Raw genomic sequence first — 24,137 nt, 5'->3', positions numbered from 1 at the left:
GATTACATCAGATACCAAGGTTGAGATCAAGGCCAAGGAAGCGATCTACCTCATGTGCAGCACCAGCAGCATGATTTTGGACGGGGAAGTCGATCTTCAAGCGCCGAAGATTGAGATGGTTGGGCTGACGAAGGCACCTGTGGTTGTAGAGGATTTGCCGCAGGAGGAGGAAGAAGAGGAAGTCGTCGAAGAGGAGCAGGAGGAAGAGGATTCTGGATGGGGCTTCCTCGATAGCTTACAGCTTGGACTCGATATCGTAGGGATGATCCCTGTCATCGGGGAAGTAGCAGACGTCGTCAATGCGGGGATATCTGTCGCGCGTGGCGATTATGCGGGTGCCGCTATGTCCCTTGCAGCCGCGATTCCAGGTGCGGGTACGGCAGTGACTGCGGCCAAGCTGACGACGAAAGCAGTGAAGGCAACAAAAGCAATGACCAAGGCAACGAAAGCGGTCAAGGCAGCGGACAAAGCGCTGGGTGTATCAAAAGCGGTCAAGGCGACTGCCAAAGCAGCAAGTGCAGTGAAAGGCAAGGTCGTTACTGCTGCGCGGAACATTCAGGAGAGTATGGACAAGCTTGCTGCTGTGCAGAAGCTGAAGAAGAGCATGGTCGGCAAGTTCATGCAAAAGCCTGTTGTGAAAGAAGTGCTCAAGGAAGCGGGATCTGAGGCATTGGATTATGCGACGGATGATGTTTTCTCAACCGTAGCGGGAATGGCCGGGGGTCGGAAAAGAAAAAAAGGGAAGCACAAGAAACCAGGCAAGGTAAGAAAGATGAACGTCAAAAAAGTAAAACCGAAAAGCTGCATCAAAGACCCGGTCCATGGCGGTACTGGAGCGCAGTTTATCGTTCATCCTGCCCTCAAGCTGTATGAGGCGAGACGTGGACATTTGAGCTGCATTACAACTCCTTGCTTTTGCAAGAGGGAGCACTGGGCAAAGCATGGACACACAACTACGAAATGCGCTTGGAATTCCTGGATGAGACACGCGAAGAAATTACGGTTTGGTGGAATGCTGGCCGCGCCAATACCTTTACTCGTGTTCAGGACGGTTTATATCGGTCCAGCGATGCGGACGTCTTTTTTGACGAACTGAGGGAAAGACAAGACGGCTATACGCTGTGGGTCAAGGAAACGAGAGAGACGTACGATTTTGCCAGAAATGGACAAGCACTTCGCCATACGGTGGCTGCCGGGATGTCGCTGCTCTTTAGCTATGATCAGCATGGCAGGCTGAATCGATTGACAGAAGAGCGGAGTCGTCGAGCGTTTTCACTGGAGTATGGGACGGATGGCTTGGTGTCAGCATTGTCCGATGGGACTCGTTCCCTTCGCTTTTCGTATGATGCCGACCGCAGGATGACACGCTACACCAATCCTAATGGTGTTGTCACTGACTTGTCCTATACAGGAGATGACCAACTGGAATCTCTGGTATCCGATGGCGTCATCGTCTACACGAATACGTTTGACGAAGAAGGACGCATCATCTGCCAGACAGACGCGGCAGGCATCCCTGGTTATATTCACTACGACACCGAGAGCCGCCCTGACATGATGGTCACGACCTTCACAGACGGCAATGGGCATGTCGAGGTCATGGTCCATGACGACAATGGTCAGTTGCTGGAGAAGACTGAGAAGGATGGAACGGTCACCAAATACTCCTATAATGAGTGGGGACAAACGACTTCTGAAACAAACGGAGCGGGCGAAACAACCACTTACACGTATGACCATCGCGGGAATCTGGTAAAAGAGACAGATCCTCTTGGCAATACAACGACGTATACGTACAACGAGAATGACCTCATGGTAACAGAAGAAGACGCGGAAGGCGGAGTCACGACTTACGAATATGATGAACACGAGCGACTGGTCAGCATGACAAGACCAGACGGCTGCACCTCTTCCATCGGGTATAACGAGCACGGGCAAAGAAGCACTTATATTGATTTTACGGGAGCAAAAACTACTTATCATTACGATGGACAGGGAATGCTCGTTTCCGCTCAAGACCCAGAAGGGCGTATCTTCCGTGTTGGCTTCGACCCTACAGGTAGGATGACAACCTTTACAGATGCTTTTGGGGGCTCGCTGCGTCAGGTATTCGATGCCAATGATAATCTTGTTGGTGTCATAGATCCTCTCGGAAGGATGCATTCCTTCACCTACGATACACAGGATTGTCGAGTAGAGGAGACTACGCCGAGCGGAGCATCGACGAAGATCGGATATACGATTACAGAAAAAGTAGAATCTATCACGAACGTCTTTGGTGAAGTCACTCATTATGAGTATGACAAGGAATGGCAGATAGTTGGGGTGGTAGATCCAACTGGGGCGAAGACCAGTCTCGAACGCGATGCCATGGGCAGAGTGACATCAGTCACCGACCCTTTGGGGAACACCCAGCGCTATGAATACGATGCTGCCGGGCGCTTAACGGCTGTCTATGATGCAACCGGACAGAAGGTGAGCGGGCTCACCTATGATGGCGCAGGAAACATTCTTGCCCATATAGACGGACTCGGACGATCAACCCAATACCAATTTAACAAGCTCCATCAAGTTATTGCCACAACGAATGCGGCTGGACAGAAAACCAAGTTCTCCTATGATGCAGCCGCACGTCTGACAGAGGTATTGGAAAACGAAGCAGCCGTCTACAAGCAGCAATACGACGGAGAAGGCCGCCTAACGAGCTATACGGATGCCAATGGCAATTCCACCACCCTCGCCTACGATGCGAGTGGTTTGCTTTTAGCTGAGCGGAATGCTACTGGAGAAGGAACGACCTACCGCTATGACAAACGCGGATGGCTGACCGACAAGACCAATGCGCGCGGTCAGGAAACGCACTATCGCTACGATGCAGCCGGACAGCTCATTGAGCAGCAGGACGAAGCGGGGACTGTTCGCAGGACTTTCGACGCCGAGGGTCGCGTTGTAAGTGTCAAAGAAGATGGAAAAGACACCAAGCGACGTACCTACGATCTTTTGGGACGAATCGTCTCCAGCACAGATCAGTATGGGAATACGCTCCAGTACACCTACGATGCGGGAGGCAGACTGGCAACGCTCGTCTATCCAGATGGCAAGACGGTTCGCTATTCCTACGATCTCGCAGGTCAATTGACCACGGTCACAGACTGGGCAGGTCGTATTACAAGGTATACGTACGATGAAAATTACCGCCTCATCCGTACAGAGCGACCGAACGGTACGGTAGAGCAACGTCACTATGACGCAGCCGGACAGCTTTTGCGTCTTTGGGATCAAAATGCGCAAGGTGTCATGCTCCAGCAATATCGGTTTGTATACAACGAGCTCGGGCTGATCATCCAAGAGGAAGAAAAGCAGTACACCTATGATGCCCTGCGGCGCCTGACGAGCGGAGCTATGGCAGGACGAAAGATTCTCTATACCTATGACCAGGGCGGGAATATTACCGCGATTGGGGATTCAGGTTCGAGTCTTGCTACGGCGATGACGTACGCCAAGGACAATCGGTTGGATACGGTAGATGGTCAACACGTTCAGTATGATGAGGACGGTAACCTTCTGCTGCTCCCAGGTAAGCAACAGCCAGAAACGTATGCGTACGATGCCCGCAATCGTCTCGTCCGTGCCGGACAAGCTCGCTACACCTATGATGCCGAATACGTCCGTACCTCCATGACTTGGAACGGAAAGACGACGCGGTATGTGGTCGATCAAAACGCTGACCTGACTCAGGTTCTTATGGAACTGGAGGAAAATGGAGTAGCCAAAGCGTATTATGTATATGGACTGGGGCTCATTGGTCGTGAGGATGCGCAAGGCGACTATTTGTCCTATCACGCGGATACGCGCGGAAGCACGACTCTGTTGACCGACGAGCATGGTCGAGTCACAGACCGTTATACCTACGGATTGTATGGGGAACTGGAAGCACACGAGGGCAGGACAAAACAACCGTTTTGCTACAACGGTCGAGATGGAGTCATGACCGATCCGAATGGGTTGTATTACATGCGGGCGCGGTACTACCATCCAGGGTTGAAGCGGTTCCTGAATCGAGATGTGCTCCAAGGGGATATGACGGACGGGCAGACGTTTAACCGTTTTGCTTATGTCAATGGGGATCCGATTGGGTTCATTGATCCGTTGGGGTTGATGAAGTGTTCGAATCTCCCGAATATTTCACAAAGGCATGACGAAATTGCGCATGGCGGATACTACGGAAGAAAGCAGCAAAGAATCAATGATTATAAGAATAAGACTGGAAAATGGGCACCTCGTAAATCTGATGATGACGTAATTGAGGTTAACCCTAAAGATGTAAATTTTGCACAAATTTCAATAAACAAGTCATTTGACACCCCGAACGGTAAGGTCCCAATTACCAAAGTTGTAAAACAAGGGCCAGATCAGGTGAAAAATTTCCCACCAATTAGTGTAGTAAATGTTAAAGGTCAACTTGTCGCTAGAGATGGTAATAGCCGTTTGTATGTTGCAGTAAAAACTAAAGCAGAGAAGATCAAAGTGAGAATTGAAAAAGATATTGAAAGTTTTAGAGATTTAACAAAGAGATTAAGAAATAACGACCTTCCTAATGAAGGAACTAAGGAACCACCAACACCAAGGTAGGTGATTATTATGTTTTATATTAAAATTGACATCCATCAATTAGAAAGTGATTTAAAAAATATAACTTGTTGGAAAGATTGGGATAGGATTAAGAAAGATATTTTTCATACTGATGAATGGCCTGAAACATCTATTGAAAGATTAGAAGAGGATTTGGAAAGACCAGTTGAAATAATAGAAGGGTGTGAATGGGATTCGACTACCAATTCGTATGATGTTTCCCCCGAAATTATGCATTTATATGAAAAAACCAGACAAAAAGTATTTGCTATACTGGAACCAGAAGCGGATGAGGAAAATAAACAACACCCGGAATTATACGGCAAAAGGTGTATTTATTGCAGGATTTGGACAAGAGATTTTTCGAAACAAAAATGCCCGAAATGTAGTAATGAGTTACTAAAATTTCCACTTAATGAATGGGATTAGGATTAGCTTTTTTGCCTAAAATGAAGGTTGTTCTATTGTTTTGAGTGAAATATCCAGAACCTTGATTGGCTGCTTGCCTTTCAAGGTTTCATTTTTTTGGTGGTCGGTGACGAAAGAAATAACCATCCAACCAATAAAGAATTATTTGTCCTATCACACGGATACGCGCGGCAGGATATTTTTAATGATCTTATTACTAGTTTTGAGAGGATAGAAAAATGAATCAAGAACTAAGAATTTTAATCAAAAAACTTATTGGCGGTGAAATAACAGATTTAGAATTTTTGGATTTGTTCAAGGGAAATATAGAAATAACGAGCTACTTTGACAAACTATTAGAAGCTACTTGTAGAGAAAAAAATAAAGATGACCTAGGATTACTATTTTATATAGGATTTACATTTGATTTATTTGATGAAAGACATTTGGAAATATTAAACCAGTTAATTACTGAGGCTTGGCATAAGGCACATGAGGATATTGCTGGCTTGCTTCAATATTTTCAATCAAATTCATCGGTAGAAAGTCTTTATAAAGCAGCAATAACAAAATTTGAGTATCTTCATTACACAAATGCACTTGCCGTAAAATGTATTTGGGCTCTAGGTGATATAAATACGCCAGAGTCTAAAGTGAAATTAGAACTCTTAAGTAAATCAAAGGAAAAAGAAATTAAAAAGAATGCTTTACACCAATTAAAAAGAATCTCTATAAAAAGGTAGGATAAAATAATTTACCAAATTCGAAAAAGCGACAGGTGATTTAGTTACAATAAAAATTCCATCACCTACTAAACGATCAAGAGATTACAGGGGAGCAAATACAGCAGCGAAATTGAATAAGGATTCGGATCCACCAGTACCGACGCCTGATAAAGCACCTAAAGGTTATATATGGCATCATCATGAAGTTGGAACAATAATGATTCTTGTTGAAAAAGTATTCATAGGGAGTTTCCTCATAGAAGATTAGGTGGGAGTATTGGGAGTACAGGTAAAAGATGTTCCGAAAGGTGAGGAATATGATCGAATTATTAATCGGAAAAATAGATAAAATTAGTGAAATATTAAGTGACGACCCATTTAGTCTGACCTTTATGGACATTACTAAAAATACTAATGAAGAACAATTCACAAATTCCGAGAATAGTCATTTAAAAGATTATTATTTAATTACAAATCGATATGAAAGATTAATTGGAGGAGTTATCAATATTTCTAGTCAACGCAAATTTGCCGATATTCAGTTTTATGTAGAGGAAATGCAAAGGTTTGATGGTGACTGGATTTGTATAGGAAAAATTGAAATGTACCCCTTGTTTATTAATAAGGAAAATGGTCAAGTAACGTGTTTATTTGGAGATCCATTAGATCAAAATTATGTTTTAGAGTCGTATGGAGACTTCAATAACTTCTTACTTAACTATTTTCTAGGGGAACAATATGGAGAAATTGGATTGAAGCTTGTTGAATCTGGAGGAAGTATAAATACCGTTGGTTCAAAAGAGGATGAATGGTATAAAATGTTAGAAGAGAATGGTTTGTTAACGCAGTAAGAGCCTTTCAATACAACTCAAAAATTATTTTCATTTGATGAACTTACAAAGGCTTACCCATCTTAAAAGATGAGGATGGATAAGCCTTTTTCTACATGGGAGGAATATTTTATATGAATAACCTACCAATATTTAAGTATCAACCAAAAGCGTACGATGTTGGAGTCTTCAAAAAGGTACCTGCACAAAATTGCAGTATTTGTAATAAAGAAACAGATTATATTTACACGGGACCATTTTATTCAATAGACGAAGTCGACAATGTTTGTCCCTGGTGCATTTATGAAGGAACTGTTACTAAGCAATATAATGGTGTCCTACAGGCAGCAGTAGAATATAAGGATAAGTTGTTGTCTGTGACTTATGATGATGAATCGAATGAGTATTTGTATTTTATAGGATACGATGAAGTCGAACAGTTTCAAGATGATAAACTAGAGGAGTTACTTTTTCGTACCCCTGGTTACATTTCATGGCAGGAACCACAATGGCTAAGCCACTGCGATGAATTTTGTGCTTATATTGGATACGTGAATAAAAGTGAGCTATCAGCAATGAAGATAGATTTACGAGATGAAGAATTGTTTGCAATAAAGGAAAACTATGGTATTGATACTTTGGACCAAGTAAGTGAGGATTCAGGAATACATTTGTTTCAGTGTCTTACATGCGGACAACATAGAATTCACATTGATCACACATAATTTGTGGGAAATTTATTACAAGCTATGTACACCTATGAAGTAGAATAGGGGACACCTCATCGACCTAGAATGGTAAGACGACAAAACTAGTGATTATGAGAAGGGTGCTTAAGAGAATCCGTTCAATCTTGTAATAGGAGATATTGTAGAAGAACTTTCCTTTAAAACCATTGTAAGGAGACTATTCAGATAAATTTAGAAAATCATTATATGATTTAGACCAAAAATGGAGGGAGTAATGAATGAATATCAAAGAAATTATCGATGAAATAAAAGGTTTTGATAATTGCATTATACATCCATCTCTAGGTTTACCTAAGATTGAATACCCGCACATATTACCAGATGACGTGAAAGAGTTCTATGAACTTTGCGGGGGAATTGAATTCTTTAAAGATGAAGATTTTGGTGTAGACATTGTATCTCCCAAAAAATTCGAATTAGCAAATCCCGTTATAGTAAAAGAGTTATGTGAATATGATATCTCTTCTAATTGGTTTATCATAGCCGATGATAGAAATGGAGACTATCTAACAATTGATCTTCATAAAGATAGATTAGGTAAATGTTATGACAGTCATTGGGATTGTCATGCTATTGCAGGTAGTTGTGCGATTATAGCCAAATCATTTACGGACTTACTGAATAGACTTATAAAGTCAAAAGGTGAAGGCACAACATGGTATTGGTATGAAGAGGATTTTGAGTCTCTTGGAGATGCTTATGATGGTACCGATTTAGATTAATAATGACAGTAAGTTTAGAATCGGCGTGCGACGATGACTCGTGGAAACAAGAGATTACAAAATTTTGGGACATGTATTTGCCCTTAGCCTTATCTGTAAGAAATGGTTATACCGTTTATGCAATAGATCTCGGGAGTGAATTTGGTTCAATCGTATGCGGTTATGAACCTGAATTTGAAGAAGTTGGACAAATCGCATCTTCGTTTGCTCAGTTTTTAGATAAAATCATGAAGAATAGCGTAAACTTTTCATCATTTTAATTGAGCAGTATGAGGTGCGGCTATGTCATATGTAACGTTTGATTGTATACAGTTTATTTCATTTGATTCCGATAATGAAGCTGATGTCACTACATTCAAGCGTTTTTGAAATGGTGAATCAAGAATTCATTGGAGAGTTTGACGAGTGGTTGGAAAGAGAGAAAGTACCAGTTGATATTTTAAGTTTCAGCCGAAATATTCAATTGTTCATGCAAAACAAGCATGTGCAGAATGCCACAGTAATCCTTGTTCGATACGCTCATGAACAAAAGAATGAAGACCACATATTTGTTGGGGAATTTCATAAAGAGCATATTTTGGAAGGCTTGTACCATGCTTCTTGTTTTGGAAACGCTGGAAATAAGATTACACCAAGAACGGTTATATCAAATAGCTTTCTCTGAGTGACAATCCAGACCCGCCTAGGACTTTCCCAGGCTTTTTGCGTTTTCCCCAAATCCCACACTTTCCCCTTACTTTTCACGAGGTTATCCCGAACATTCCCGGCGCTCGTACGGTACGATTTGTTTGCAAGAAACAATAGGAGACAGGGAGTGTTCACACATGAAAAAAATGCTTTCCGTATCTATAATCGCAGCGTGCTTGTTGGCAACGAGTGCGGTAGGAGCTTTTGCGGCGGAGAAAGAAGGAAAAGGAGCAGGGTGGAGCAGCTTGCCTGAAGTTCAAGCGCTAAAAGCATTGCAAGTGGAGCAAAAAGCTCTCCAAGATAAACGAAAAGCCCAAACCCAGACCAACAAACAAGCATGGGATATTCTTTGGGACGACGTGACGCCAGAAGTACGTGAAACCGTGAAAAGCGCGTTGGCAGAGACAAAGCCACTCCGCGAAGAGAACAAGACGCTATCTGCTGAACTGAAAGAAGCGAAGAAAGCAAAGGATAAAGAAAAGGTGGCGAGCATCAAGGCTGAAATCGCCGCAAACCACACCGCCATCGAAGAAAAACTGGCGCATATCCAAACAGAATTGACTCAGGTAAAAGAGAAAAAAGCGTCCTTTAAAGAGATGAACCAACAATTGAAGCCAATCCGTACAGAAAAGAAAGAGAACAAAGAGCAAGCAAAAGAACTGAAAGCAAAAGAGAAGAACACAGTGAAAGAAGCAAAAGAAGTATTCAAGGCTGGTGACAAGGAGCAAGCAGCGACATCCTTGCAAGAGGCTGCTGATCTGTTGAAAGAACTGACCCAGGTACAGAGCGAAATTTTGGAGCAGAAGCAAGCAATTTCGGAGATTATTCAATAAGGAACGTCTACGAGAATAGTGACAGCCCGAATTCTGTTATTGACGAGACAGATGTTCCCCCTCACATAAGAGACAGGAAGCCCGTTGCATGCCAGCGGGCTTTTTGTCATTCCCCGATTCGTCAAACTCCTTTGAAGCACCTATACTAAAATGGAAGATAAAGACATAGGAGAGGATGAGTTTCGCATGGATATTCTAGAGAGAGCGGGTACGGTTGAGAGTAGAGAGGATATGGTTCAATTCATTTCTCATTTGATTAAGGATTATCAGCAAAATAAAAAAGAGTGGGCGAATATATCACTTGAAGAGTTTCTAAGTGGGATGGAATCATGGATTGAAGATTGTGATAATATGTTAGCTGATCTTGAAGGTGTAGACTGGAATTTGTTTGCTACCATTTTAATTGCAGGAAGCCGTTATGAGTAAATAGGAATCGAATTCAAGGGTCTGCGACGATTTTAAGGGGTATTAAAGGTACAAAGCCCCTCTCCTTGCCTCAAAATCCTATCATTCAGGACTAACGACCCATTCAAAAAATCCCAAATAATACCGATTGTAAGATTGTGTGTAAAATAATGGTCTTATTTGGAAGGGTGAATCCATTTCCCTAGAAGCATCGGAGGGGAGGGGGTTCATCTGGCAGGGAGGGGATACCATGAGCAATCGAACACTCACTTATGGAGATATACAAGTTTCACCCTATGAATTTACGCATTTGCAAACGATGAAAGTCGTGAAAAAGATGAACGAGCATGCTCGACTGACGCTCACAGGGATTATTTCTGAAGAGCGAAAAGATAGCTACGTGAACCAGACAAATGCCCAAACACTGATTAGAGTGGCACTGGCGGATGAATCGGGCAAGCCGAAAACATGGTTCCAGGGCATCGTTTTGCGCGTCCATGTCAAAGCGGTTCGCGGTATTTATTACTTGTCGCTGGAGGCAATTTCTCATACGTATTTGTTGGATGTCAAAACGAGAAAGCGTTCGTTTCAAAACCCGGCGATGACTTATGCGGGGCTCGTGAAAACGGTGCTGTCCGGGTACGGCAAAGCTGACTTTATTGACTCAGTTACCAACGGAAAAGCTTTGAATACGTTTGTGATGCAGTATGAAGAAACCGATTGGCAGTTCCTGAAGAGGATGGCATCGCGTTTTTATACAGGTTTGATCCCGACAACGGCTTTTGACATTCCCAAGTTTTATTTCGGTTTGCCAAAAGGTCAAGATAAAGGAAAGCTTGCGGTTAGTCATTATACGGTGCACAAGCGTGTCGGGGATTACCAGAGTGATGCGGAGAACAAGGTTCCGGGAATCGATGACCAGGACTATACCGTTTATGAAGTGCAGAGTGAACGAGTGCTGGAGGTCGGCAATGAGGTGAACTTCAAGTCCAGACCACTTGTCGTCGGAGAAGCGGTCACGGAGGTGAAGGAAGGTATTGTCACGCACACATACAAGCTTTATCCACGGCTAGGTCTGGCGCGTAAAAAGCAGTATAACCATGCCATCATCGGGGCATCCATCCAGGGCCGGGTGTTGCAAGTCCAGAAGGATAATGTGCGGGCCAAGCTGGACATGGATGATCAGCAGGATCAGAGCACGGCATATTGGTTCCCTTATTCCACCATTTATGCTTCCGAGGATCAAACCGGATGGTATGTCATGCCAGAGCTGAACGACCAGATTCGGATTTATTTCCCGAGCAAAAAAGAAGAGGACGGTATCGCGATCAGCTCTGTTCTCAAGGAAATCCCAGACGACGACAAGCCAGCTCCCAAAAAGAAAGCCACACCGAAAAGCAATGCAGGTGGTGGAGGTGGCGGTGGCGGTGGCGGTGGAGACAGGATGAAGGACCCTGCTGTAAAGACGTTTCGTACCAAATATGGCAAGGAAATCGTGCTAGCTCCTGACAAAATTGTGATCACGACAGGAGATATGTCAATCACGATCAGTGATACGAGTGGAATCGATATCAAGAGTAGCCAGAACGTGAATATAACAGCGGATAAGGACATGAAGCTATCAGCTTCTTCTCTTCATATTAGTGCGGATAAAATCGAGCTGAGTGGAAAAGGAAATACGATCAAACTGGAAGACAGGATCGAGCTGAAAGGCTCGGAAATCAAGATGAACTAGAGGGGGCACTTACATCGATGAAGAAAGAGGAAGCGCTCCAGCATCTGCATGATAACACCTTTCTACCAGCATTGGCTGAAAGCGTAGCGGCACTCGAGCGCTATTTCCAGCAAAACAAGGATCAGCTCGTCCGGGAGTTCGTGGAGTCCTTTCGGCAAATGCTCCTGCATGTTGAGTTTATGCAGAACAACCAGGAGCTTCCCCCTGTCGGTTTTATTCACTTCTCATTGCTTCGGACAACCGTATTGGATGGCACGCACACATTTTTGATAGAGGGTTATACGGAGCAATGGTACTGGGAGCCAGTGGAATGCTATGCACGGTACGAGGCAGCATGGGCATTGCAAGAGGCTTCCAAGCTCATTTCGCTACTGGACGAACGCCGGAAAATGTACATGGGGATCATACAAGCTACTGATGTGGAGTTTATGGTGCTAAAGGAAATGGAGCTTTTCGGTCAGTTTGTCACAGCGCTTGCCCGAGTGGCGATTCCGGAGGCCATTCAGCTGCCTGAGTACCAACAGATCAGGAAAGCGGATCGTCTGTACATACGAGTGGGCGAATTCAAAGACATCAGCGAAGTGGTGTACATAGAAGAGAGAATCAAGCGGGAGGAGAAGGAAAGCAGAAGCCTGCTTGGGCAACCGAAAGGAACGTTTTGCACCCATGAAACATTCGCCCATATGGATTTGCCGCGAACCAATGTAGACGCATTAGATTTGCGCTATTGCGATTTTAGTGGCAGTAATTTTGCAGACAGTCAGTTCCGTGCGTGTATCCTATTCGGAACAAGGTGGGTCAGTAGCAAGCTTCCACGCACTGATTTCAGCCATTCGCTTCTTTGTGATGCCGATTTTCGTCATGCTGACTTGAGCGGAGCCATCTTCTCATATGCCGAGGGACAAGGAGTCAGTGCGGACGAGCTGCATCGTGTACCGGGCTTACTCGGTGTCCAATTTGCATATGCTGATTTGCAAGGAGCGGATTTTCGCCATTCTCGTCTGTATCATGCGAATTTTCATAGAGCGAATATGCGGAATGCTGTTTTTTTGGAGAAGGATCGTGAGCGCTTTGCATTGAGTGAAACACAGATACAGCAGATTGAGTGGAGAACGGAATAAAGGAGGCGGGATGACATGCGCGATTATTATTTGCTAGCAGATGACGGTCGAATGGCTCAAAAGGTCGTGCCATCGGGGCTGGGGCTGCAAAAGGAAAACACATTTGATCAACTCCCGCCGATATCCGTTCTTGAGGTCAACACGGATGGGGCCCAAGCCTACACAGATTGGTTGGAAAAGCCACTGCCGATGATTTCGGAGCGGATGAAAACCATTACTGCCAAATACAATCCGAGCATACAATGGAAGCGCGTCGATTTGATTGACAGCGAAACCAATCTGCGCAACGTTTACTGGGCCATGCAGGTACCTGCTGTAGATTGTCTTTCTATGGAGACTGATTTTCATTTGAATGGAACGGTAAAGAGACTTGTATTAGATACCGATAAGATAAAGGCACATCATTTCTTTAAAGTTCAAGGGATCTTGGAGCCGTATATCGTGGTGAGTCTGGATGCTGCGGAAAGCTTCCTTCGCAGAAGCTTGAACGGATTTGTTTTACAAAAAGTAGAGCAGGTACTGCGGAGGGAGCTATGACGATCTATTGGGATGAAAAGATTTTGGATGTATGGAACAGCATCCAGACACGGCGTCAACTCGCTGAAATGGAAGAACAACAGGTGCAATTGACGCTTGAGGAGTGTCTGGATGGCGTGCGAAAAGGCTACCTGGAGTACGAAGGGCGCAGGTTCGAATTCGCGGAGAATATCCTCTTTGACGGGCAGCTTGGCATTCAGCTGCCCCGTTCGATGCAGCTCATGCCGAGGGGACGCGGGTCAAATAGCGGAGGGAATTCTCAGCATGAGCAGATTTCCTATAAAGAGGAAGAGAGCGCGGTCATGCTCGGCATGAATCATATGGCACATCAGTTGCCGATGAGCGGCGTAGAACCGTTTGTGCAGGCGATGACAGCGCAAGTCAAAAAGGCGCAGGCAGGCTTGCAGGTCGTACATCATGAGCTTATCGAGCTGGATGGATGCAGGATTGCCTACAGCGAATTCATCGTCCCGGTCGAGGACAAAACTTACTACCAAATCTTGTTCGCGACATCACTAAACGGGCGGGCACTACTCGGGAGTTTTCATTTTGAGTCTGAGGAAGTGCTCGTGTGGCAACCTTTGGCCCATGCGCTGATTCGCACGCTGCGGGTAGAGAACATTTGATCAAGACAGAACAAGGAGGTTTCCAATTGGAACAGCAGCAACATCAACAGCAATGGCAAGTGAGCGTGCCTGAAAATGAGCGGGTCATGTCGGTCAAAGAGTGGTTAATTACTTTTTTAATTATGATGGTGCCCGTGGTCAATCTTGTGATGTATTTTGTTTGGGCATTTGGCAGTGAAGGCAATCTAAATAGAAAGAACTGGGCAAAAGCGAACTTGCTGATTATGGGCGTTTGCATCGGGTTGTACTTATGCGTATTCTTTTTTGTTCTGATCTTGGCATTCATTGGAGCATCGGTTGAACAATAGCGAGAACGGTGGATTGGCAAAAAACGTGGAGGGTATAGAATGGATCACCAAGCGTATGTGGAAGGAAGCGTAGCGGAAAACGAAAAAGTCATGACAATGAAAGATTGGATAGTCGTCTCGTTGTTCATGATGATTCCGATCGCGAATATTGTTTTGTTGTTTGTCTGGGCTTTTGGTTCAGATGGGAATCTGAATCGTAAAAATTGGGCAAAAGCCGGTTTGTTGTTAATGGCCATTCTTATGGGGTTATATTTCGTCTTTGGTACGATAACCGCAATTATCACGTTTATTTTAATCGGCATGGAAGGGCAATAAGGAGCGATACTAAGATGTCTACAAGGCATATTCCAACTCGAATCACCGAGGAGGAATATGCCTTGTTTTTTACACGGAGCTTTTCCCCTATTCATGTTATCCTGAAGATAGTTGCAATCGATCACGCAGAAAGGAAGAGGTCCATGTCAGCTGAGAAAGAGAACCGACTCTGCCAACGCTCCAAACAGATTCATAACCGCACGTTTGTCGTGACCTGCCGAGAGTTTTTGGTGAAGCAAGCAGACTTTCTATTGGACGTATTCTCTGATGTAGAAGACGAGATGGGTCCTATCAAGAACGGTGCGAAAATTCAGGTAGGCTGGACCATTCTACTGGTTTTCGAACGGGATGGGTGTATGGAGATCGTGGCACCCGACTACGACGCGAATCCTTTTTCCGAAACAACTTCTGACCTGTCTGTGTCCTTGGTCGTGCAAATGGCGCAAAACAACTGCTTGCAAACCGTGCGAGCAGAAGGGGAAGCTGCTTTGTTCCAAGATAAAATTGTGGTGGCAAAAGGTGCATTTGAACAAGAACACGTCTATTTGCAGCGTGCAGAAGATGTTCGAAAAGGAGACTCCGGGTGGTATCTTGGGCCAGTGGAAGGCGAAGTAGACAGTGACCAGCTAGAGTCATACTACGTTTTCCAACTGCTAAAGCTACGTCCGTCTCTTTTGCAAGCGATGGCTCTGCCACGAGGCTACATTGTCGTTTTCCAAGGAGATCAGATTGAAGCAGTCTTGGACGAGCACGATGTTAATGTATGGCCGACACTTCATTAGCGGCTCCGATTTAACTCCGCCGATACTTTATTCACGAGCTGATCCGCTTGCCGCGTCGTTTCGGGCAAACGGTATTTGGGTGAGAGCTTGGTGATCCACGTGCATGCAGTTGGCAAAGAGATTCCGTGTCCGATCGAGACGAAGATTGGTTTGATATTCGGTTGTGTGCGCAAGACTCCACCGATGATCTCACCCTGATCGATCAACGGGGAATACGCACCTCTTTCGTGTGCTGGCTCTTCGTATTCACCTAGTAGTCTCGTCTTTCCACAGCCAATGGTAGGAATGTCAAACAGGACGCCCAAATGACTGGCTAGTCCGAATCTTCGCGGGTGAGCGATTCCTTGCCCATCGCAGACGACGAGCTGCGGTGTTGTTTTGAGTTCCTTGAATGCACGTACCAACGGAGGCAGCTCTCGAAAAGAGAACAAGCCAGGAATATACGGGAATTCGACGGTGTCTTGAATGACGACAGACTCGACGACTTGCAGGGAATTGGCGTCGAGGATCACGACACCAGCGACTAACAAATCAGACTCGGCATGATAGGCGACATCTACCCCGGCGATATAGCATACGTCCGTTAGTTGATCTTCTTCTTTTACTTGCTGGGCTAGCTGGCGCTGTAAGTTGATTGCCTCTTGCTCATTCATGTTCCAAGGATGCTGGATAATCGGCTCCATCTGGTTACCTCCGGATGATAGAAGATTTGTTCATTATATCCAATGGATGTGCTATGCTCCAAGTCTTAGGAACAATTCCGAGAAAATACGTTGACTTCTCGGATGAAAAGCACTATTTTGTAACCGACAGAATGATCATGTTCGAGATGGAACGAGGAGGGCTCGTCGTGAAAATCGCAGTAGTAGGAAGCATCAATATGGATCTCGTAACCCATGTACAACATTTGCCTAAAGCAGGAGAAACGATCGCAAGCCATCACTTCGAGCTGATCCCGGGTGGAAAGGGAGCGAATCAGGCAGTAGCAGCGTCTCGTCTGGGTGCGCATGTCTCCATGATTGGAATGGTAGGAGAAGATGAGAACGGCCGGGTCATGCTGGGAGGACTAACAGATGCGCAGGTTCACATAGAGGGGATTAAATGCTCGGGTACAACAGGCATGGCTTTTATCAATGTAAGTGATGATGGGGAAAACAACATCGTGCTTGTTCCAGGAGCGAATGCACTCGTCAGCACCGAGCATATTGCTGACAATCTGTCTATTTTAAAGGACAGTGACGTCGTATTGCTTCAACTGGAAATCCCGATGCCTGTCGTGGAATATACAGTCAAAGAGGCAGCCCGACTCGGCAAGCTGGTCATTTTAAATCCGGCACCTGCACGCGAGCTATCCAGTGAGCTATTAACCCATGTACATACCCTAACCCCGAATGAAACAGAGCTTTCCATTCTCACAGGAATGCCTGTATCCACGATAGACGAGGTGCATGCCGCAGCCAAAAAGCTTTTGTCTGGTGGACCAAAGCGCGTCATCGTGACGTTGGGAGAAAAGGGCGCTCTCTTAATAACCGCTGATGAAGCGACCCATATCCCGGCGTTCCGCGTAGAGCCAGTGGATACAACTGCGGCAGGCGATTCCTTTACAGCTGCTTTTGCGGTTGGGATCACACAAGGAATGACCGAAACCGAAGCGGCCACTTTCGCTAGCAAAGTAGCAGCGATTGTCGTTACTAGGAACGGTGCTCAACCATCCCTGCCTACTTTCGATGAAGTACAAGCATATTCTTTTTAATGGGGGAAAATGATGGAGAAGGTCAATGTAGCTGAAAAGTTTACGTTATTCCATGAGTATTGGAATCCCAAAATTGCAGGCGAAATCAATGACTCCTATGTAAAGCTGGTGAAATTGAAAGGAGAGTTTGTCTGGCATCAGCATGAAAATGAGGATGAGATGTTTTTCGTAGTGAAAGGGAAACTGCTTATTAAGTTTCGCGATAAAGATGTTTGGTTAAACGAAGGGGAATTTCTCATTGTTCCAAAAGGTGTAGAGCATATGCCAGTTGCAGAGGAAGAGGTTCATGTATTATTGCTTGAACCAAAGACGACGCTGAATACTGGTGATCAAGTAAACGAAAAAACAGTAACAGATTTAGAGACGATATAATCAATGATCGAGCCTATTTTGAAAGATGATTTTCAAAATGGGCTTTTTCTATAGGCATGGTTTTGTACAGTTGCAACCATTTCATTTGTTGACCAAACGGTACATAATGTGTAAGATTTCCATAACAGTTGGAGACGAAAGGAGGATTCCGGTGAGCAAACGCGGCAGACCACGTGATTTTGATTACACATCCATCGTAGATGTGGCCATGAAAACATTTTGGTCAAAAGGCTACAATGGTTGCTCTACGCATGATTTATGCAGTGATACTGGACTAGGGAAAGGCAGCTTGTACAATACGTTTGGCAGCAAACAAGACCTGTATCTTGCAGTGGTGGAACACTATCACGATACCGGGATTCGTGAACAGCGGGCGTTATTGGAAGGTCCGGATTCTTTGAAAGAACGGTTGCAAAATTTTTTAGCGTGGGCATTCGTGGAAGACTTTGAATCAACGAATCCAAAGGGATGTTTGCTGATCAATGCGGGATTGGAACGGGCAAAAGACGATCCCAAGATTGAAGAAATCGTCTCCAGGCATGTTGAACTTCTGAAGGATACCATGGAAAAAGTGATGGAGGAAGGCTTGCGAACGGGTGAAATCTCTCAAAAACGATCTGCGGTGGATTTGGCAAGCCTATTTTTAAGCAGTTACTACGGCTTTCGTGTATTGAATACTTCCACACAGAATCGGACATTGGCTGAACAAATTATGAAGGGGACCATGGAATCTATCTTCGGCGCGTAATGCGCTCTTTTTTTGAGTGATTTTTGTACCGATTGTTACAATAATAAGTAGGGAGGGTTTCTTTATGCCGTCGATGATTTATTTGTTAGCGGTAGCGATTTTTGCAATGACGACTTCTGAATTTATGGTGGCAGGGATGATGAATGACCTTGCCGATGATTTCGGCGTATCGATCTCATCCATCGGGTATTTCATTACGGCGTATGCGGGTGCAATGGTGATAGGGGGCCCGATACTAACGGCAACGCTCCTGCACATTCGCCGAAAACAAGCGTTGCTATCATTGATTGCCGTCTTCTTTATTGGTCAAACGTTAGGAGCAATGGCTTGGAATTACGAGTCAATGATGCTTGCGCGTATCTTAACAGGTATTGCCTCATCCGCTGCGTTTGGCATCTCTGTCAGTATTTCAGCCGGCTTGGTTCCCCCTCATTCACGGGGAAAGGCCGCTTCGATTGTTTTGGCAGGCTTAATGATTGCTACTGTCGTAGGACTCCCGCTGACAACCGTGATTGCACAATATTTCGGCTGGAGAATGAGCTTTTGGGCTGTTGCTATCGTTGTATTGCTATCAGGGATTTTGATTCAATGGTTGCTCCCTTCTTCCACACAAAAAGATCGGATGAACGCAAAGGATGAGCTTGCCAGTTTTCAAAATCCACACCTTTGGGCCGCGTATGCAACCAGTATGCTGATCATTGGCGGTACCTTCGCAGCGTTTAGTTATTTTACTCCGATTCTTACGGAAGTAACGGAATTTTCGGATGCGAGCATCCCGTATTTGCTTGCCCTTTACGGCATCGCGACCTTGATCGGAAATATCGTGATTGGCAGACTTGCTGATCGTTTTACCATGCGAATCCTTGTAACGGGATTAAGCATACTCCTAGCGACATTGGTTCTGTTTGCCGCAGGTGCCGAAAATAAATGGATCGCGGTGCTGTCCATTGTTCTGATTGGGTTGACGGGTGTAGCGATGAATCCGGCCATGATTGCACGCGTCATGAATACAGCAGGCAGTGGGACGATGGTAAACACGGTGCATACTTCCTTTATTACATTGGGTGTTGCCATTGGATCTTTCTTAGGCGGGATCGGGATCAGCAGTGGCTATGGACTTGTTTCACCATTGTGGGTAGGGGCTTGCTTTGCCGTTATCGGGTTACTTTCAATCGTTCCTTACTTGCAAAAGAGCAAAGTGTAAAAAACCATACAATCCCTCTTGAAAGTCAAAAAAGGTCAAACTATAATGAAGTCAACGAAGGTCAGAAAAGGTCAAAGGTCTTCTGGATTCCAAAACAACGCTTTTGGGGGGATTGAATATGCATTGTGAAATCTGCAAACAACGAGAAGCAACTGTGACTGTTCATATACGTGTACAAAATCAGCAACAAAAATACGATCTGTGCCAGGATTGCAAAACAAAGCTGACCAACAAAATGGGAGTGGGCATGGGCTTTAGTCCTTTCTCCTCCTTCTCTGGACTGGATGAGTTCCTGCAAGGCTTTGCTCAAGGCCAGATGAATCCGGGCAAAGCTTCCGGTCAACCGCAGCGACAAGCGCCAGAACGCGGTGGGGGCATCCTCGATGACCTGGGCCGTAATCTAAACGATGCGGCACGTGCCGGACTGATTGACCCTGTGATTGGACGCGAACAAGAAATCGAGCGTGTCATTGAGATTTTGAACCGTCGCAACAAAAACAATCCGGTTCTGATCGGGGAGCCAGGGGTCGGGAAGACGGCGATTGCGGAAGGCCTCGCTCTGCGCATTACGGAAGGGCAAGTACCGACCAAGCTGAAAAACAAGCAGGTGTACATTTTAGATGTCGCCTCTCTAGTTGCAGGAACGGGAATTCGCGGACAGTTCGAGGAAAAAATGAAGCAAGTGATTGCCGAGCTGCAAAAACGCAAAAACGTCATCCTGTTTGTGGATGAGATTCATCTACTGGTGGGGGCAGGCTCTGCGGAAGGTTCCATGGATGCAGGGAACATCCTGAAGCCAGCTCTTGCTCGCGGTGAGTTGCAGCTGATTGGGGCAACTACATTAAAAGAGTATCGCGTGATTGAAAAAGACGCTGCTCTGGAGCGCCGCCTGCAGCCAGTCATGGTCAAGGAACCAACCGTAGAACAAGCCATCGAGATTTTGAAAGGTTTGCGCCCGAAATACGAAGCATTCCACCAAGTCGCTTACTCGGATGATGTCATCCGTGCCTCCGTGGAATACTCCCATCGTTACATCCAGGATCGATTCTTGCCTGACAAGGCGATTGATCTCATGGATGAAGTAGGCTCGCGTTTGAACCTGAGATCCTCCGTGGTGGATACGTCAGAGTTACATGAGCGTCTGGCGCAAATTAATCAGGAGAAAAAGGAAGCGACGGAGCAAGAAGCTTACGAACGAGCTGCCCGTCTGCGAGACGAGGAAGCGGGCATTTTAGAGAAGCTGGATCAAATCGAGGGCAAGGAACAACGCGTTAAGGTTGACGTCACAGACATCCAAGCCTTGATCGAGCAAAAGACCGGGATTCCTGTTACCAAGCTGCAAAGTGATGAGCAGATGAAAATGAAAAACCTGGCAGCTCATTTGGAAGCAAAAGTCATTGGCCAGTCCGAGGCGGTCACACAAGTAGCGAAGGCGATTCGACGCAGTCGGGCAGGTCTGAAACCGAAAAACAGACCGATTGCTTCCTTCCTGTTCGTCGGTCCAACTGGCGTAGGGAAAACAGAGCTGTCCAAAGCGCTGGCAGAAGAGCTGTTTGGTACCCGTGATTCCATGATCCGTCTCGATATGAGCGAGTACATGGAGAAGCACTCGGTATCCAAATTGATCGGGTCTCCTCCTGGCTACGTCGGTCATGAGGAAGCAGGTCAGCTGACTGAGCGCGTACGCCGCAATCCATACAGCATTATCCTGCTGGATGAGATCGAAAAAGCACATCCGGATGTAATGCACATGTTCCTGCAAATTCTGGAGGATGGCCGTCTGACAGATAGTCAAGGCCGTACGGTGAATTTTAAGGAGACGGTCATCATTGCGACGAGCAATGCCGGTGTGATCGAGCGTAAAATCTCCGTTGGTTTTGGAGCACAAGCGCCCGAGCCTGCCACCGTGCTGGATTCTCTGGGAGCGTACTTCAAGCCGGAGTTCCTGAACCGCTTCGACTCAATCATTTCCTTTGCTCATCTGGAAAAACAGGATTTGGTCAAAATCGTCGATCTGCTGCTGCAAGATGTCATGGGCAATCTGTCTGAGCAAGGAATGGAGATCAGCGTGACAGATGCCGCAAAAGAAAAGCTGGCTGAGCTGGGCTACAACCCTGCCTTCGGGGCACGTCCATTGCGCCGCGTGATTCAGCAATATGTTGAGGATGGCATTGCGGATCTGGTGATGGAAGAAGACAATGTGACAGCAATGGTCATTGATGTCGAGGATGATGTAATTCGAGTGAAAAAAGGTTAACAGTTGTAAAAAAAGAAACCCCGATTGGGGTTTCTTTGCTTTTTAAGATCTTCTTTATTTATTCATGAGTTTCTCATTGATGCCATTGCTGACGCCAGTACTTTCCATTTTCAGCTGGCGGCGCTTGGCGACAATTTTCTTCACCCATAACCCGACCAAGATGAGCGGCACCACGGTGAGAAAGATATAGAGAGAAACGTTATGGACCATATTTTCCGCCATTTTACCGTAAAAATAGAACAAGAGTCCAACTGCGTAAAATTTGACTGCCCGTCCAATTGCGGCATACCCGAGCAATTTCCATAATGGGAATTTCAAGCAACCCGACATGATTGTAAATACTTTAAATGGAATCGGTGTAAACGAACCGATGAAGATCGCGACTTCGCCCTTCTTTTGAAACATCTCTGTGGCAGAGTCAATCCATTCCTTCTTGAGGAGTTTGTACAGAACGGATTTGCCTAGTACTTTACCGATAAAATAACCGACGGGAGTCCCTATGAGACAAGCGATGTAGCCTACCGTAGCAATCCACAATGCCTGCGAAGGGTCAACGAGGCTGAGTGGCACTTGAAGAAAGAAGGCAGGAACGGGAAAGATGACTGCGTCTGCAAAAGAATGGATGAACATTCCTAAATAGCCGTATTCCATTAAGAAATCTAAAATGTTCTGAAGCATCTATTTCTCCTTTGTCATTCTATCGTTAACTGCCAGTCATCAACTCAATTAAGTATGTGTATAGATGCGATTCTACTTCAAACTGGCCGACTATGGAACGAATTTTTTTTGATATGGATTCACTAATTATACAATGAAATACCCCAATCCCTGCATCTTGAAACAATTTATACCAGAGAATCTTTCGGGTAAACCATGTTCCTTGTATCTGATAATACGATGTAGATCGTTTTCTGGTTACTGTTCCATTATCGAGATTTTATTGTTGTCCAAAAACGCACCCCCGCCGGATTTTATCTACGACTTAAGGCGGATAGGTTAACGGTGCATGCGGCGTAGCACATCCATCAACATGTTAATCCCTTGCTCAATCACTGTTTCCTTGGCATAGGACACATTCAGCTTTAACATATTTTCTTGCGGAAAGCCCAGCAAGTAATTTTTGTCAGTAGCATCCACAAGGATCGAGCGTTTTTTGAGCTGGCTGATAACAGCAGGGACCGGAATAGAATCGTTCAACACAATATGCGTATGAATCCCCGGATACGCAAGGGGCTGAAAGGTGAACAGATGCTCTTCATTCACCGCAAACTGGTTCAAGGACGCCATCAGCAGGTTAGATCGCCGGTGATAGGAACTGCGTATCTTTTGCTTGTGTCGCTCGAACATTCCGCTTTTTAGGTAAATTTCCAGCGCAGCTTGAGATAGCATGGAGCTGTCGATATCCATGAGTCGTTTGTACTGGTTGAAGGAATCCTTTAGTGCATCAGGTATAACAGCTACACCCAGGCGGAGCCCGGGAAAAATAATCTTGGAATAGCTTTTTACATAAATCGTGCGAGAAAAACGGTCATAGGCAAAGAGGGGATCTGCTTTGCTGTCATGCTCAAGGTCTGCCATGTAATCGTCTTCCACGAGATAGACGTCGTACCGCTGGGCAAGCTCCACAATGCGCTGCTTATCCTTTCGGCTGTATGACGTCCCGAGCGGGCTATGATAGCGAGGCATCGTATAGAAAAACTTGATTTCTCCCGTTCGGAAAATAGACTCTAGCTCTTCTAAATCGATTCCTTGGGCAGTCCGCTTGATCCCCACAACAGGATGCTTGCGTACTTGCAAGCTTTCAATGAAAAGGTGGTAGCTGGGCTGCTCAATCAGAATCGTTTTTTTGCCATTTGGAAAAGGAAGGCTGCACAGCAAGGTTAGAGCTTGTTGGACACCGGAGGTAATGAAAATATTGCCCGGGTCTGTAAAAACCTGATGGTTCCCAAGTAGCTTGGCGACGACGGCAATGAGTGATGGCAAGCCTTGTGTGGTTCCGTATATGAAAAGATCGTTTTTATAGGTTTCAATCGCTTTATTGATGCAGTGTTGAAAGTCGACATAAGGAAAGAGGTCAGGATCGGGAGCAGAGGTCGCAAAATCGATTATCGACGTATCTGCGGGCTGTATCTTCCTTTGCTTTTTCACGACGTAATAGCCGCTTCGGTCGACCGAATAGATGAGATGACGCTTTTCGAGTTCATCCAAGGTGCGGATCACGGTACTCTTGCTGCATTGGTAGCGAGTGGCGAGCTCCCGAATGGAGGGAAGCCGGTCTCCGTCTTGATAGGAGAGGCTTTCAATCAACGTTTCGAGTTCATTTTGAAGCTGCAAATATTTGTGCATCCAAAAACATTCCCTTACGCCGAATTTGTATCGGTACAGTTA

24 protein-coding genes are annotated in these 24,137 nt (G+C 45.4%); 21 read left to right on the top strand and 3 right to left on the bottom strand.

The genetic code is table 11. The features are described from left to right. Nucleotides 1–909 precede the first annotated feature (909 nt). From HP570_RS21825 to HP570_RS21745, 16 genes are all read left to right on the top strand, one after another. Nucleotides 910–4,632 carry an RHS repeat-associated core domain-containing protein gene (locus HP570_RS21825; protein ID WP_309139208.1) on the top strand — a complete coding sequence of 1,241 codons (3,723 nt, stop codon included), beginning with the start codon at nucleotides 910–912 and terminating at the stop codon, nucleotides 4,630–4,632. A 9-nt stretch (nucleotides 4,633–4,641) separates the two neighbouring features. Beyond that, on the top strand, nucleotides 4,642–5,061 hold the full coding sequence (locus HP570_RS21820; protein ID WP_173607148.1) for a hypothetical protein: 420 nt from the start codon (nucleotides 4,642–4,644) through the stop codon (nucleotides 5,059–5,061). Nucleotides 5,062–5,279: 218 nt separating this feature from the next. Next, a complete protein-coding gene (locus HP570_RS21815; RefSeq protein WP_173627118.1) occupies nucleotides 5,280–5,783 on the top strand; it encodes a HEAT repeat domain-containing protein in 504 nt (167 codons plus the stop codon). 299 nt (nucleotides 5,784–6,082) lie between these two features. Beyond that, entirely contained in the window at nucleotides 6,083–6,616 is a 534-nt protein-coding gene (locus tag HP570_RS21805) for a hypothetical protein (protein ID WP_173627117.1), read from the top strand. Between the two features lie 113 nt (nucleotides 6,617–6,729). Then, nucleotides 6,730–7,320, top strand: a complete 591-nt coding sequence (locus HP570_RS21800; RefSeq protein WP_173627116.1) for a CbrC family protein — start codon at nucleotides 6,730–6,732, stop codon at nucleotides 7,318–7,320. A 242-nt stretch (nucleotides 7,321–7,562) separates the two neighbouring features. After that, the gene (locus tag HP570_RS21795) at nucleotides 7,563–8,066 is read left to right on the top strand and encodes an SMI1/KNR4 family protein (protein ID WP_173607143.1); all 504 of its coding nucleotides are present in this window, start codon (nucleotides 7,563–7,565) and stop codon (nucleotides 8,064–8,066) included. A gap of 334 nt (nucleotides 8,067–8,400) precedes the next feature. Next, nucleotides 8,401–8,730: a hypothetical protein gene (locus HP570_RS21790; RefSeq protein WP_173627115.1), complete on the top strand. Its 330-nt coding sequence runs from the start codon at nucleotides 8,401–8,403 to the stop codon at nucleotides 8,728–8,730. Between the two features lie 160 nt (nucleotides 8,731–8,890). Next, complete coding sequence (locus tag HP570_RS21785; RefSeq protein ID WP_173627114.1) at nucleotides 8,891–9,586, top strand: hypothetical protein; 696 nt, start codon at nucleotides 8,891–8,893, stop codon at nucleotides 9,584–9,586. A gap of 186 nt (nucleotides 9,587–9,772) precedes the next feature. Next, on the top strand, nucleotides 9,773–10,012 hold the full coding sequence (locus HP570_RS21780; RefSeq protein ID WP_047071494.1) for a DUF7660 family protein: 240 nt from the start codon (nucleotides 9,773–9,775) through the stop codon (nucleotides 10,010–10,012). 229 nt (nucleotides 10,013–10,241) lie between these two features. Then, on the top strand, nucleotides 10,242–11,726 hold the full coding sequence (locus HP570_RS21775; RefSeq protein ID WP_173627113.1) for a contractile injection system protein, VgrG/Pvc8 family: 1,485 nt from the start codon (nucleotides 10,242–10,244) through the stop codon (nucleotides 11,724–11,726). A 17-nt stretch (nucleotides 11,727–11,743) separates the two neighbouring features. Next, nucleotides 11,744–12,847 carry a pentapeptide repeat-containing protein gene (locus HP570_RS21770; protein ID WP_173627112.1) on the top strand — a complete coding sequence of 368 codons (1,104 nt, stop codon included), beginning with the start codon at nucleotides 11,744–11,746 and terminating at the stop codon, nucleotides 12,845–12,847. Between the two features lie 15 nt (nucleotides 12,848–12,862). Then, nucleotides 12,863–13,384 (top strand): imm11 family protein, encoded by a 522-nt coding sequence (locus tag HP570_RS21765; protein ID WP_173627111.1) that lies wholly within the window; start codon nucleotides 12,863–12,865, stop codon nucleotides 13,382–13,384. After that, a complete protein-coding gene (locus tag HP570_RS21760; protein WP_173627110.1) occupies nucleotides 13,381–14,010 on the top strand; it encodes a hypothetical protein in 630 nt (209 codons plus the stop codon). Before HP570_RS21765 ends, HP570_RS21760 begins: the two co-directional genes overlap by 4 nt. Nucleotides 14,011–14,036: 26 nt before the next feature. Further along, the gene (locus HP570_RS21755) at nucleotides 14,037–14,318 is read left to right on the top strand and encodes a hypothetical protein (protein WP_041749579.1); all 282 of its coding nucleotides are present in this window, start codon (nucleotides 14,037–14,039) and stop codon (nucleotides 14,316–14,318) included. 39 nt (nucleotides 14,319–14,357) lie between these two features. Beyond that, nucleotides 14,358–14,633, top strand: a complete 276-nt coding sequence (locus HP570_RS21750; RefSeq protein ID WP_041749578.1) for a hypothetical protein — start codon at nucleotides 14,358–14,360, stop codon at nucleotides 14,631–14,633. 143 nt (nucleotides 14,634–14,776) lie between these two features. Further along, complete coding sequence (locus tag HP570_RS21745) at nucleotides 14,777–15,415, top strand: immunity protein Imm33 domain-containing protein (protein ID WP_173627109.1); 639 nt, start codon at nucleotides 14,777–14,779, stop codon at nucleotides 15,413–15,415. Here the strand turns inward: HP570_RS21745 and nfi are convergent. After that, nucleotides 15,412–16,098: a deoxyribonuclease V gene (gene nfi, locus HP570_RS21740; RefSeq protein ID WP_173627108.1), complete on the bottom strand. Its 687-nt coding sequence runs from the start codon at nucleotides 16,096–16,098 to the stop codon at nucleotides 15,412–15,414. The two genes, HP570_RS21745 and nfi, sit on opposite strands and share 4 nt — an antisense overlap. Before the next feature lie 167 nt (nucleotides 16,099–16,265). On the opposite strand from nfi, the gene rbsK reads away from it, so the two are divergent. The 5 genes from rbsK (at nucleotide 16,266) to HP570_RS21715 (ending at nucleotide 21,749) form a co-directional block, all read left to right on the top strand. Then, nucleotides 16,266–17,168 carry a ribokinase gene (rbsK, locus tag HP570_RS21735; protein ID WP_015892676.1) on the top strand — a complete coding sequence of 301 codons (903 nt, stop codon included), beginning with the start codon at nucleotides 16,266–16,268 and terminating at the stop codon, nucleotides 17,166–17,168. A gap of 9 nt (nucleotides 17,169–17,177) precedes the next feature. Continuing rightward, nucleotides 17,178–17,540: a cupin domain-containing protein gene (locus tag HP570_RS21730; protein WP_217364761.1), complete on the top strand. Its 363-nt coding sequence runs from the start codon at nucleotides 17,178–17,180 to the stop codon at nucleotides 17,538–17,540. A gap of 151 nt (nucleotides 17,541–17,691) precedes the next feature. Further along, a complete protein-coding gene (locus tag HP570_RS21725) occupies nucleotides 17,692–18,288 on the top strand; it encodes a TetR/AcrR family transcriptional regulator (protein WP_173627106.1) in 597 nt (198 codons plus the stop codon). A gap of 64 nt (nucleotides 18,289–18,352) precedes the next feature. Then, nucleotides 18,353–19,492 (top strand): MFS transporter, encoded by a 1,140-nt coding sequence (locus tag HP570_RS21720; protein WP_173627105.1) that lies wholly within the window; start codon nucleotides 18,353–18,355, stop codon nucleotides 19,490–19,492. A gap of 118 nt (nucleotides 19,493–19,610) precedes the next feature. Next, nucleotides 19,611–21,749 carry an ATP-dependent Clp protease ATP-binding subunit gene (locus HP570_RS21715; protein WP_173627104.1) on the top strand — a complete coding sequence of 713 codons (2,139 nt, stop codon included), beginning with the start codon at nucleotides 19,611–19,613 and terminating at the stop codon, nucleotides 21,747–21,749. Nucleotides 21,750–21,803: 54 nt separating this feature from the next. On the opposite strand, the gene HP570_RS21710 is transcribed toward HP570_RS21715, so the two are convergent. Together HP570_RS21710 and HP570_RS21705 are read right to left on the bottom strand one after the other, a co-directional pair. Continuing rightward, nucleotides 21,804–22,427 carry a YqaA family protein gene (locus HP570_RS21710; RefSeq protein WP_087345963.1) on the bottom strand — a complete coding sequence of 208 codons (624 nt, stop codon included), beginning with the start codon at nucleotides 22,425–22,427 and terminating at the stop codon, nucleotides 21,804–21,806. Between the two features lie 318 nt (nucleotides 22,428–22,745). Beyond that, on the bottom strand, nucleotides 22,746–24,095 hold the full coding sequence (locus HP570_RS21705; protein WP_173627103.1) for an aminotransferase-like domain-containing protein: 1,350 nt from the start codon (nucleotides 24,093–24,095) through the stop codon (nucleotides 22,746–22,748). Nucleotides 24,096–24,137: the final 42 nt, after the last annotated feature.

Source organism: Brevibacillus sp. RS1.1, assembly GCF_013284365.1.
GTDB classification, from domain to species: Bacteria; Bacillota; Bacilli; order Brevibacillales; family Brevibacillaceae; genus Brevibacillus; species Brevibacillus brevis_D.
This window is presented reverse-complemented; position numbering and strand designations above follow the sequence as displayed.